At 63.7% G+C, this 12903-nt stretch carries 7 protein-coding genes; 2 read left to right on the forward strand and 5 right to left on the reverse strand.

What is annotated here, in order from left to right:
* Nucleotides 1-122: 122 nt before the first annotated feature.
* The 5 genes from ACLEJW_RS23025 to pvdM form a co-directional block, all read right to left on the reverse strand.
* Nucleotides 123-2600 (reverse strand): TonB-dependent siderophore receptor, encoded by a 2478-nt coding sequence (locus tag ACLEJW_RS23025; RefSeq protein ID WP_440778304.1) that lies wholly within the window; start codon nucleotides 2598-2600, stop codon nucleotides 123-125.
* An 81-nt stretch (nucleotides 2601-2681) separates the two neighbouring features.
* Nucleotides 2682-4340 (reverse strand): cyclic peptide export ABC transporter, encoded by a 1659-nt coding sequence (locus ACLEJW_RS23030; RefSeq protein WP_145189542.1) that lies wholly within the window; start codon nucleotides 4338-4340, stop codon nucleotides 2682-2684.
* Between the two features lie 144 nt (nucleotides 4341-4484).
* Nucleotides 4485-5339 carry a dihydropyoverdine dehydrogenase gene (gene pvdO, locus ACLEJW_RS23035; RefSeq protein WP_313646623.1) on the reverse strand — a complete coding sequence of 285 codons (855 nt, stop codon included), beginning with the start codon at nucleotides 5337-5339 and terminating at the stop codon, nucleotides 4485-4487.
* 25 nt (nucleotides 5340-5364) lie between these two features.
* Nucleotides 5365-6654: a pyoverdine-tailoring periplasmic protein PvdN gene (pvdN, locus tag ACLEJW_RS23040; protein WP_440778305.1), complete on the reverse strand. Its 1290-nt coding sequence runs from the start codon at nucleotides 6652-6654 to the stop codon at nucleotides 5365-5367.
* Nucleotides 6654-8012 (reverse strand): pyoverdine-tailoring dipeptidase-like protein PvdM, encoded by a 1359-nt coding sequence (gene pvdM, locus ACLEJW_RS23045; protein WP_145189533.1) that lies wholly within the window; start codon nucleotides 8010-8012, stop codon nucleotides 6654-6656. The genes pvdN and pvdM overlap by 1 nt, the downstream gene beginning before the upstream one ends.
* A gap of 177 nt (nucleotides 8013-8189) precedes the next feature.
* Between pvdM and pvdP the strand changes: the two genes are divergently transcribed.
* Nucleotides 8190-9824, forward strand: a complete 1635-nt coding sequence (gene pvdP, locus ACLEJW_RS23050) for a pyoverdine maturation tyrosinase PvdP (RefSeq protein ID WP_440778306.1) — start codon at nucleotides 8190-8192, stop codon at nucleotides 9822-9824.
* 276 nt (nucleotides 9825-10100) lie between these two features.
* Nucleotides 10101-12903 (forward strand): DUF6531 domain-containing protein (locus ACLEJW_RS23055; protein WP_440778307.1); only part of this gene is annotated, 2803 nt, incomplete at its 3' end.

A 12903-nucleotide genomic window follows, 5' to 3' on the forward strand; every position in this document is an offset into this window, starting at 1 on the left:
AGCTCCTACACGGGCCCGAAAAAAACCGTAGGAGCGAGCACAGCTCGCGATGCGCCGCGCGGGCGGCGCTCGACCGTTCAGGCGCTGCAACCTGCAAGGCGAACGCTAGCAGCGAGCACCCGTCAGAAATCCCCCTTCAGGGTCAGCATGAAGTTGCGCGGCTCGCCATAGTAATTACCCCAACCCGTGGCCCCGATGGTGCTGTAGTACTTCTTGTCGAACAGGTTGTTGCCGTTGACCGCCACGGTCCAGTGTTCGTCCAGGCAATATTGCACACGGCCGCTCCACAGGGTGTAGCCCGCTTGCTCGATGCGGGTGTTGCCCTGACGGCGGAAGTTGTCGCTCTGGCTGGACACCCCTGCACCGATCGTCCAGCGATCCAGCGCACCGTCGAGCTGGTAGTCACCCCAGACCTTGAGCATGTGCCGCGGAATGAAGCTGGAGGTGAAGGTCAGCTCGGTTGGGTCGGTGTCGTTGATGGTTTTCAGGTACTTGGTCTGGGTATACGTGTAACCGGCAAGCAATTGCAGACGGTCGATCGGCGAGCCGCTGATTTCGGCCTCGAAACCCTGGGCACGGACCTTCCCGCTGTCGGTGTAGCAATAGCCGTCGCTGGAACCGGCGCAGACATTTTCATAGTCGGTTTCAGCGCGGTGGTCTTCGATGGTGCGGAACAGGTTGAACGAGGTGTTGAGGTTGCCGTCGAACAGCTCGCCCTTGATCCCCAGTTCATAGCTGCCACCCGTCTTGGGCTGCAGCGACTGACCGTCAGCGGTAGTCAGATTGCCTTGCGGCTGGAAGATCTGCGCATAGCTGGCGTACGCGGTCCACTGCTCGTCGAGGTCGTAGAGCAAGGCGCCGAACGGGGTAACTTCGCCGTTTTCCTGGCTGCGGATATGCTCCCAGCTGTCCCAGCGCTGGGTGTAGGAATCGCGACTGTTGCGGTACCAGCTGACGCGGGTGCCCAGCACCAGGGTGAGGGGCTCGGCCAGTTTCAGGCGCAGGTTGGCGTAGGTGCCCCACTGGCTGGTAGTGGAATCGGTCGGAAATGGCCCGCCGCGAAGGGTGCCGGTCTGATAATCGGCCTTGGACGGGTGCGGAAAGTTGTCCGAGGGGTCGAACGGGTTCTGCCTGCCGCTCAAGGCCAGCAAGGCGAAGTAATCATGGTTCTTCTGCCGACTGGCGTTGACCCCGACGATCAGCTCGTGCTCCAGCCCGAACGCATCGAACTTGCCATCGATGTAACTATCGAAGCCGTAGTCGTCCTGGTCGTAGTCGAAGCGGCCCGAGTAACGACCCATGGCTCCGGCATTGGCCCCCACCGGCACCGAGCCCTCGGAATAGCCGTACTCGATGTTCTGGTTGTTGTGGGTATACACCGACGCGAAATTCAGCGACCAGTCATCGTTGAAACGGTGCTTGAGGTCGGCGAAGGCGGTGATGCGCTCGCTTTGCAAGTCGTTCCAGCTGGCGCCCAGGCAGGTCGAACGCGACAGCTTCAGGTCGCTGCCGTCGGCATAACGGGGCAGGCCGTGATAGCAGGGCGTGGCATCGACATCCTCGTAAGCCAGGCCGAAGCCGAGCGTGGTGTCGGGGGTCACGTCCCAGTCGATGGCGCCGTAGGCAATACGGTCCTGGCGCTTGGAGTTATCGTAGAAATACTGTTTGTCCTGCAGCGCCGCCACGGCCCGGCCGCGGACGCTGCCCGACGCGTTCAGCGGGCCGCCCACGTCCACCTGGCTGCGGTAATTGTCCCAGCTGCCAGCGGAGAGGGTGACACTGGTATGGGCTTTGTCCTGACCACGCTTGCGCACGAAGTTGACGCCACCGGCCGATGAACCCGAGCCTTTCATCATACCGGCCGCGCCTTTGAGGACTTCCACGCGATCATAGAACGCCATGTCGCTGGAAAAGCTGTTGGCCTGCACGTAGTTGCCGCCCACATCCAGCGGCACGCCGTCGTACTGGTACTGGCCGTCGAGATTGAAACCGCGCGAATAGAAGTACTTGCCGCCCATGGGCGAGTCGTAGGTGGTGATACCGGGCGTCTTGTCCAATACCTGCTCGAGGGTGTTGAGGTTCTGGTCATCGAGCATCTTGCGGGTCATGACGGTGACCGACTGCGGCGTCTCCTTGAGCGTGTGCACGCCCTTGCCGATGGTCACGGCACGCGCGGCATACGAGTTGGTCCCCTCACTCGTCGCCGTCAGCGTGCTGGCATCGATATTCAATGGCCCCAATTCCATTGCCGATGAGCCAGAGGCGCCACTGAGCGTCACGGTGTGGCCGTCGAGCTGGTAGGTCAGGCCGCTGTCGCGCAGCAGTAGACGCAATGCCTGCTCCGGTTCCATGTTGCCGCGGATCGCCGGTGCGTTGGTGTTGCGCAAGGTGTCCGGGCTGTACAGCAATTGCAGGTCAGCCTGCTGGGCCAATGCGTTGAGCGCGCCGATCAGCCCCTGGGCCGGGATGTCCAGGGCGACAGGCTCGGCATGGGCGTTCATGCAAACTGCCAGCGCGCAGGCCAGCAGTGACGGGTTGAGCAACAGCGATGTTTTACTGCGAACCGCCCGGGCGAGCGGCGAAACCGTGATCATGGTCATGCGGATACTCAGTGTCAGCAGATTGATTAGTTATGAGTTTTTTTGCGCTACGTAGCGTGCCCGGTCGCCACACCGGGAAGATCACTGGGCCAGGGCGGCGAGTTCCTCCTCCACTCGCTTGCCGTCGCGCAGTCGCAGCAAATGATCGGCCACATCGAAGTAGCGATCGTCGTGGCTGATGACGATGATGGTCTTGCCCAGGCGCTTGAGCTCAGGCAGCAGTTCGGTATAGAAAATGCGCCGGAACGTTGGGTCCTGGTCAGCAGCCCACTCATCGAACACCAGCACCGGGCGCTTCTCCAGCCAGGCGTTGACCAGCGCCAGACGCTTGCGCTGGCCGGTCGAAAGATCGGTGGTGGTGAAGGCGCCGTCGCGGATCTGCACCTTGTGCGCGATCTCCAGCCGTTGCAAGTATTGGCCGGCGTCCTCGGGCAGGGCCTGGGCATCCTGCAGCAGGTCGTCGAACAGGTAGTAGTCGGCGAACACGGTGGTGAACAACTGGCGGTAGTCGTCGCGGTTGGCAGCGCTGACGGGCTGGCCATCGAGCAGGATCTGGCCGTGCTGAGGCGCATACAAGCCCAGCAGCAGCTTGATCAGGGTGGTCTTGCCGCAACCGTTCTCACCGACGATGAACAGGATGTCGCCCTGTTCGATGCGCAGGTTGATCGGGCCCAGTGCGAACGGCGCAGCGCCCGCCACCGGCGGGAAAGCGAAACCGACGTCACGCAGTTCCAGGCTGCGGATCTGCTGATCTGGCACCTCGGCTGCGGCCAGCAGCAGGTGCGGCTCAGGCGAGGAAAACTGCTGCGATAGCTCGGCGATGCGGCGGAAGGCAATTTGCGCGCGACTGACGATCGGCAGGGTGGAGACCAGGTGCTCCAGCGGCCCTTTCATGTAGAGCAGCACCAGCACGAAACCACTGGTGACCTTGGGGTCGCTGACCAACTGGGCCTGTTGCAGGGCCAGTACCAGGCCGATGACCACGAAGAACAGCATCGAGCCCAGGCTCTTGGCGATGACGAAGATGTTGATCGAGCGTACGTGGGTATCGCGGATGAAGTTCGCCGTGCGGCTGATGCGGTCATTGAACATGCGCTGGCGACGCGGGCGGCTGATGCGCAGTTCCTTGGCGCCGCTGGCAACGCCATCATAATGTTTCTGTAGCTCGTCCTCGGCTTCGCGCGCCGCGTTGAAGCCGCGTATGCCACGGACCCGTGCGATGTATTGCACCGCGGTGCCGAGCAGTACGGCCAGGGCGGCGATCAGAAACATCGGCCACGACAGCTGCGCCAGGTAACCCAGGCAGCCCAGGGTCACCGACAGCGAGATGGCCAGCGGTGCGAAGGCGAAGGCGAAGTCGCTGATGGTATCGACATCGTGGGTCAATACCGGGATCAGACGGTGGCTGCGATAGCGCTCGATCTGCTCGATGGGAGCGCTGAGCACTTTCTCGCCCAGGTCACGGCGCAGGCCGGCGATGACATGCTGGCCAACGTAGTTGGTGCCGATGTCCGATGCGATGGATGAGCCCAGTGCAACCACGCAGATCCCCGCGAACGCCAGCACCACTCCCCAGCTCAATGCCCCAGGCGCGTGCAGCAGGTTGTTGATGTTGGCCAGCAGCAAGGTGATGCACAAGCCGCCGACGATGCCCAGCCCGACGGCAATGGCGACGATCAGCCGGTAGGGCTTGAGCAAGCCGAGGAGTTCGCGAAGTGCGCCAGGGGTCGATCGGTTCATGGTGGGGTTCCTGGTGGATGCGCTTGGCAGCGCTGTGGGGCAGGCGCCATAGGGGCCATTGCCCTGTGAGGAAGACGTACGAGGGGTCTGCAAATTTAGGCGGCCCAGGCAAAACGCCTGGGCCGGGGGCGTCAAACGCCCGCGCTAGAGCTCGCGGGCGACCCTGAAACCTAGCCAGTCGCCGCGCACGTAGGGTTCGCGGTAGTTGCGATTGCCCGAGCGGGAGAACACCGGCGCCTCGCTGTAGTCGTTGCCGCGAATGTGGTTGTACTCGCAGCTCGTTTCCATCCAGGCGCTGCCATCGGCAGGGGCGCCGACATAATCGTCGTGGCGACAGTCGGCGACCCATTCGTAGACGTTGCCGTGCATGTCATACAGGCCAAAAGCGTTGGCCGGGAAGCTGCCGGCAGGCGAGGTGTAGTTGTAGCCATCGGCGGCGCCGTAGGTGTTGGCATGCTTGGCGATGCTGTAGTCCTTGCCTTCGTCGAAGGGGAACGGGAACGGGCCGCTGCTACCAGCGCGAGCGCCATATTCACGCTCGGCTTCGCTGAGCATGCGATAGTGTTTGCCGGTTTTTTTCGACAGCCAGGCCACGTAGGCCTTCACCTCGTCGTAGGCGATGCACACCGCCGGTTGCTCGGGGCCTTGCGGGTAGCTGGGCTTGCCGTTGGTGCAGCGCCGGCCGGGACGGTCGTCGCCGTCAGGCAGGGTGATCTTGGCGTCGCGCTGCCAGGCTTGCAGCTGCTTGGCCTGCACCTGGAACTGACTGACCGCGAACGGCTTGGCGAAGGTCACGGTGTGCATCGGGCCTTCGTCCGGTTGGCGGCCCACTTCATCGTCTGGCACGCCCATGGTGAAGCTGCCTGCGGGCAGTACCACCATCTGCGGGCAATCCTTGCAGTCCTTGAACGTCTGGCCGGGTGCGTGCGCATCGGTGGCCAGGGCGCTGCCGCTGGCGAGCAGGGCGGCCACCAGGGCCAGGGGTTGGAAACTATGCATTGGCGGTACTCTTCAAAGGCAAATGTCAGGCGAGTTGCGGGGTGAGAATGGCCATCAGCCGGTCGATCTCGCTTTCGTCATTGAGCAGGCTGGGGGCCAGGCGCACCACCGGGCCCACGTCACGGTCAACGGCGTCGCTGATGACCTTGTTGGCCATGAGGTGGCGAGCGACGGCGTCGCAGTCGCGGCCTTCGACACGGAAGAACGTGAAACCGGCGCTGAGCTGGCTGCTGCGCGGCGTCACCAGGTGCACCTTGGCGTGCTCGGCGAGACGCTGCTTGAGGTAGTCGTTGAGCTGGTGCACACGGGCCTGCACGTCGGCCTTGCCCAGTTGCAAGTGCAGTTCGAACGCCTTGCCCAGGGCCAGCCGATGGTCGAAGGCGTGGTAGCCACCAGGGGTCATCAAGGTGCCGAAGTTCTCGCCCTTGGTGAAGGTCGGCAGGCTGGGCACCAGGTAGGGCTGGGGCGTGGCCTCGCGGGCGATGATCACGCCGGTGCCGCGTGGACCGAACAGCCATTTGTGGGTGCCGGCGATGAAGTAGTCGCAGTTGAAGTCGGCGAAGTTCACATCCTCGATACCGAAGCCATGCACGCCGTCGACCACATAGATGATGCGATCCTGCTCGTCACGGCTGTGGTTCAGGGTTTTCACCAATTCGCCGACTTCGCGAATCGGCAGTTTGACCCCGCTACCGGACTGCACCCAGGTCATGCCCAGCACGCGGGTCTGCGGGCCGATAGCCTGGCGGATGTTGCCGAGCATCTCGTCCACCGAAACCTGCTGCGGGTCCTTGAACAATGCTACTCGGCGCACCTGGGTGCCCATCAGCTGTTCGCGATAGGCCAGGCGGGTGTTGGTGGAGTAGTGCTCATGGGCACTGACCAGGATTTCCTTGCCTGGCGCCACCTGCAGGCCACCGTAGATCATCGACAAGCCTTCGGTGGTGCTGCCGGTGAGGGCCACTTGGCCCGGCTGCACGCCGAAATAGCGACCGGCCCAGGCGCGCACTTGGTTTTCATAGCCCCAAAGCTCTTCGCGGTCCCAGTCGACCATCTCGCCCGGATTCTGATCCAGGCGCGCGCGAAAGCCTGCGATCGCCTCGCTGACCACACGGGGATGCGAGGCAAGCAGAAAATTGCAGAAGTGCAGGTAGGACGGGTCGAGGTCGAACTGCTGGCGCAGGGCCTGCCATTTATCCGCGCTGGGCCGGGCAGCAGGGGCGGCAGCCACCGCGCTCGGGGTGAAGCTGCCACTTAACGGAAGGGCGGCGGCGAACAGGCCGGCCTGCTTGAGAAAACCGCGACGATCGTTCATCAGCCGCGCTCCGTATTGGCGTTGGCAGCAGGCTTGGCCAGGCGCTGCACCGCTTCCCAGACCCGCAGGAAGTTGCCGCCCCACAACTTGGCGATGTCGGCGTCGGAATACCCGCGCTGGATCAGCTCGGCGGTGACATTGCGCGACTCGCCGACGTTCATCCAGCCGGTGACGCCGCCACCGTCATTGAAGTCCGACGCGATACCGACATGGTCGATGCCGATCTTGCGCACCGTGTAGTCGATGGCATCGACCATGTCCTTGACCGTGGCGCGGGGCTCTTCGTCGAGGATGGCGTACAGCGCACTGGCATACTCGCCGAACTTCTTCTCGGGCCAGATGGCGATGATTGCGTCACCCGGCATCAGGGCGTTGGCCAGGCCGGTCAACGGCTGCAGGTCAAAGCGCTTGCGCAGGGCCGCGAGCTTGTCCAAGGTGCCTTGGCTCAAGGGCTTGAGGTAGGCCGGGAAGCCGACCACCTGCACCACCCCGCCGCTGCGCTTGATCAACTGCAACTCGCGGTCGCTGAGGTTGCGCGGGATATCCACCAGCGCGCGCGGCGCCGAGTGCGAAGCGACCATCGGCGCACGGCTCAGGCGCGCGACGTCTTCCAGGGCCAGGGTGGACATCTGCGAAACGTCGATGATCACGCCCAGGTCGTTGAGCCGGGCCACGGCCTGCTCCCCCAGCGCTGAGAGACCGCCGAGGGCATCAGGGGTGTCGTTGAGAAACGGCAGCGGGCGCGAGGAATCGGCCCAGGCATTGTTGCCCACGTAGCTGAAGCCGAACATGCGCATGCCGCGCGCGGCCCAGGTATCGAGGGCGCCAAGATCCTCGCCCAGCGGGTAGGCGTTGAGCATGCTCAGGAATACCGCGAACTTGCCTTCGCCGTGCAGACGGCGCAAATCCTCCGGGGTATAGGCAATGCCGACCTGGTTGGGGTAATCGCGGACCATGCCGGTGAGAATCTTGTAGCGCATCTCCTGCTGCAGGCGCGCTTCATCGACGAAGGCGGCGGTAGGCCGATGCGGCGCATTGGCGCCATTCCAGATTTCCGGCCAGCCGAAGATCGTCAGCGCCGCGCCTGAAAGCCGCCCGCGGCCGGCCTTGACCAGATCGAACTGGCCATTGCCGTCTTTGTCGGCCTCCTTGCCTTCGGTGCCAAAATTCAGCGGCACGGTGATATGGCTGTCGAAAGAGATGATGCGTTCCTGAAGGTCCTCGGCGTGTTTCATCACCTCGCGCGGATAGCCGGCTGGCAGATAAATGAAGAAGTACCAGGCTGCGGCGCCGGCGAGCGCGAGGATCAGCGCCAGGGCAGCGAGGTAGGGGGCCTTGCGCAAGCGTGTCGTGTTCATTGCCATCCCGTTGGTTGCAGGGTCGATGCGGTTGCGGCAGCCGCATTCGCGGGATTTGCCTGTCCCCGAGGGACGAGGCCGCCAATGGGAAATTTAGCGGCGGGCACCCGGTAAATTTGCCGGGTGGCGTCTCGTTCTAGCTCGATAGGCGTGACTGACACGGATACGGATGTGGCGATGAGGTTTTCCAGGCGCGGGTTCATGGCGGGGTTGGCGGTGGCCGGGGCAGCAGGTTCGGCCGCGTGGTATGCGCGCCAGCCGCGCGACTACGATGAACAGCTCGAACGAGACGAAGTGCAGACGCCTGGCGAAGCCACGGTCGAGGCCGCCGCCAGCGCAGGCGTGCGCATGGCCGACAAGCTGCGCGGCATCTGGGACGTGCGCTTCAGCGGTGCCGAGGCCGGCCTTGATGGCCTGCCGCTGGCGGGCGTGCAGATGCTCCTGGATGTCGGCCCCACGGGGCGTTCGCTGCGCGGCTATGTCGATGTCGGCGAGGGCCTGCGCAGCACGGCCGAGCCGCACTACCGGGTGCTCGGCGAGCTGGTCGCCGCTGATGCGCGCAGCGTGCGCTGGCGCCTGGTGCCGGCAGGGGCCAGCGCGCCCAGCCATGCGCTGCAAGCGACCCTCGACGAGGTTTGGGCAGGCTGGGGCGATGCCGGTGCCGGCACTTTGACCGGGCGCATTCGCCGCATCGATCGACCGTTGTCGAGCGTTGAGCCTGACAATCACTTCGTCGCCACCAAGCGGGCCTTTCCCGAGGCCCACCAGACCGCGCCGCTGGCGCCGGCCCTGGTGGCCTGGCTGGTCTCCCCCGAGCACCGGCTGTTCCACCAGCTGTGGCACGCGACCCGAGACAAATGGCACCGCCTGGATGAGCACAAGCGCGATGGCCTGCGCGGCGCCGGCTGGCAGCCCGGCCCGCGTGATGGCGAACGGGCCGCACGCGGACGGCGCAAGCACCTCAACGGCTCGGGCGAGGACTTTTTCTTCATGCACCGGCACATGCTCGCGCATGCCCGCCGCTTGCAGCCCGACCTGCCTGACTGGACACGCTTGCCATTGCCCTCGCCGCTGCTGGAGTACGACCGTCTGGGGTTCATTCGCTACCAGGAAAACCACGACGGCAACTCGGTACCGCCGGCCTGGGTCGCCGCCGATGACGACGAGCTGAGCCAGTGGCTGCACGGCATCAAGGCCGCCGAGACGTTTTTCAGCAACTTTCAGGTGTGGGAATCGCAGTACCAGGACCCGGACTACCTGAGCCAGCTGACCTTGGGCCAGTTCGGCTCGGAGGTCGAATTGAACATCCACGACTGGCTGCACATGCGCTGGGCCACGGTCACCCGCGACCCGGCCAACGGCATGCCGGTCACCGGCGATCGCAACCAGACCGACTACGCGCCGCGCTGGTTTGGCCAGGACAACGACTTTCTCGGCGACCCGTTCTCATCCCACGTCAACCCAGTGTTCTGGCGCTTCCATGGCTGGCTCGACGATCGCATCGAAGACTGGTACCGCGCCCACGAGCGTGCCCACCCTGGCGAGGTGCAACGCCGGGAGGTCAATGGTGTGCCGTGGTTCGCACCGGGGCGCTGGGTCCAGGTCGGCGACCCTTGGCTTGGGCCGCTGACCCATGGCTGTGGCGGCATCGCCGATGCTGGCGGTGGCGCCGGGGAGATGGAAGTCGAGGCGATGAAGCTGGCCCTGCGCATCGCCTTCAGCGGCGAAGAGGACGCCGCCGATCTGCTCCGGCGCACACCGCGCAGGCCCTGGTATGCGCGGCATATGCGCATGCCGAAGGGGCAATCGTAGGACCTTCAGCCTGCCTGATGTCGGGTATTCCCTCTTCGCCACAGTAGTCCGTGGGATTTTTCTTACAGACGTTTCTGAAATTCCAAAGCCGCGCCGCACAAGGGCTGCAATCGGTTGACAGTCCAACACGCGAGCCTATTTACTCAGCGCCTTCACGGATGATTACACGGCAATTGGATTGACATTCACCGTGCGTTTCAGGGAGATGCTGATGTACAGGGATCGACGCGAACCGGTCGCAGGCTGCCCCGTTTCTGGCGAACAGGAGTAACCCTCATGTTCGAAGCAGCCAGGTTCGGCGACCAGATTTCACACACAGGCGCATTGGGTGGCTTCCTGCTGGGCGCGGCCTTGGGCATCGCGCTGGTGGCCACTGTGGCCATTGCCACGTTCACTTGCGGATTCGGCGTGGCCTTGCTGGCCGGCCTCGCTGCCGGTATCGGAGGCAGCTTGCTGACCGCCGCCGGAGAGGCGCTAGGCAGTATGTTCTCGTCACCCACAGGGACGATAACCACTGCCTCGCCCAACGTCTTCATCAACAGCCGCAAGGCTGCCCGCGTTGAAAAGAGCATCGGGGCGTGTGACAAGCATCCTGGGCCGGTGCAGATCGCCGAAGGTTCGACCAACGTTTTCATCAACAGCGTGGCGGCCGCGCGCAAGGGCGACAAGCTGACCTGCGGGGCGAGCATTTCCAGTGGCTCCGACAATGTCATCATCGGCGGTGGCACCTATCGTTACCTGCCCGTGGACGACGAAATTCCCGAATGGTTGCGCACCACGGTAGACGTGCTGATGGCCGTCGCCGGTGCTGCGGGTGGTATCGCCCAGTTAATCAAGGCCGGTACCCAGGCCGGCATGAAAGCCATCATGCCTTGCGCCCTGAAATTCACAGCGGGCTTCGTGGCAGGTGAGGTCGCCAGCCGCTATGTGGTCGAGCCCGTGGCACGCCGCGCCATCGGTGGCTTGATTGGCAACCCGGTCGACCTCACCACCGGGCGCAAGGTCATCCCCGATGAGATCGACTTCAGCCTACCAGGCCTGATGCCCATCGAGTGGTCACGTTTCTATGCCAGCGACCTTACCGTCGATAGCGTGCTCGGGCGCGGTTGGGTGCTGCCGTGGGAACAGAGCCTGCGTCGCGAAGGCCGATTCATCTACCCCACCGATAACCAAGGCCGCGAAGTGCCGTTCGTGAGTCTGCAACCCGGCGAGCGCATCTACAACCCGCACGAACAGGTGTACCTGGTGCGCACCGAGGGTGGCCACTACATCCTGCAGACCCTCGACAATGTGTTCTTCTACTTTGGTGAAGTGCCTGACAGCAATACCGAGGTGCCACTGCAACGCATCGAAAACGCCCTTGGCCACTTCCTGCATTTCACTCGCACCTCTGACGGTACCCTGACCGATATCAGCGCCACCGGCGGCACCCGCGTGCACTTGCACTACGATAACCCACTGGGTCGCCTGACCGACATCAAGCGCGTGGTGAATAACCAGGCCGTCGAAACGCTCACGCAGTATCGCTACGACGAACACGGCCAGCTCAGCGCGGTGATCAATCGCAACGGCGACACGGTGCGCAGCTTCAGTTACGCGCAAGGCCTGATGGTCACCCACAGCAACGCCCTTGGCTTGGGCTGTCATTACCGCTGGGAGACCCTGGGCGGCAAACCGCGGGTGGTCGAACACTGGACCAGCGATGGCGAGCACTACCAGTTCCGCTATGACCTGGGTGCCCGCACCAGCTGGGCCACCGACGTGCTCGGCCGCGAACTGGAAGTGCGGTACAACGCCGATCACCGCGTCATCGCCAGCCGTGACTACGGTGGCGAGCGCTATGCCATCGAGTTGGACGAGCAGGGCAACATGGTCGGCCTCGACCTGCCGGACGGCAATCGCCTGACCTTCAAGTACGACGAGTTCGCCCGCTTGCTCGAAGAAGCCGACCCGCTGGGCCGCAAGATCCAGTACGAGTATCACCATCTGACGACGCTGGTCACCAAGGTTACCTACCCGGATGGCAGCACCTGGACAGCACGTTACGACGATAAGGGCAATCTGCTTGCCGAGTTCGATGCGCTCGGCCAAATGACCGAATACCTCAACAGCGACGATGGCCTGCCGCACACCATCATCGATGCGACCTACAAGTCCAAATACCTGTGGTGGAACGGCCTGGCCCAGGTCGAGCGCTATCAGGACTGCTCGGGCAAGAGCACCTACTACCGCTATGACGAGCGTTCGCAGTTGGTAGCCGTGACCGATGCGCTGAACCAAACCACTACCCTTGAGCGCAAACCGGACGGCGAGGTGGTGCGCATTACTCATCCGGATGGGACTCGGGAGTCGTTCACCTACAACGTCTATGGCCAGGTGCTTAGCCACACCGACGGCAAAGGCCAGACCACCCGCCTGATGCGCACTGCCCGCGGCCTGCCGAGCAGCCGTCAAGACGCCAAGGGGCAGCGGGTTCGCTATGAGTACGACAAGGCGATCCGCCTGACCGCGCTGGTAAACGAAAACAACGCGACCTACAGCTTTGCCTACGATGCCTCGGACCGGCTGAGCGAAGAAGTGCGGGTGGACAACCTGACTCGGCGCTTCAGCTACAACGAAGGTGGTCATCTCACCCGGCTGGATGAAATCGGCTATGGCGAAAACGCCGAGCGTCCGGAGCGGCATACGCTGTTCGAGCGAGACACCATTGGCCGTCTGGTCGCCAAGCTCAACCGCGATGCACAGCAGCGCTTCGCCTATGACGAGGCCGACCGACTGCTGAGCATCGAGCGACAGCCGAGCGGCATCGGCAAGCAGCTTGGGGTGACCGAAGAAAAGCTGGAATACGCCTACGATGTGCTGGGCCGGCTGACGAAAGAAATCACCCCTGATGGGACGCTTGGCTACGCGTACGATCCGCTCAGCAACCTGACCACGCTGACCCTCCCGGATGGCCGCAGGCTCAACCACCTTTACTACGGCAGCGGGCACCTGCACCAGTTGAACCTGGATGGCCAGGTGATCACCGACATGGAACGGGATGACCTGCACCGTGAGGTGTACCGCACCCAGGGCAAGC

Origin of the sequence: Pseudomonas sp. SMSB3 (assembly GCF_052041965.1) — a bacterium.
Classification (GTDB): domain Bacteria; phylum Pseudomonadota; class Gammaproteobacteria; order Pseudomonadales; family Pseudomonadaceae; genus Aquipseudomonas.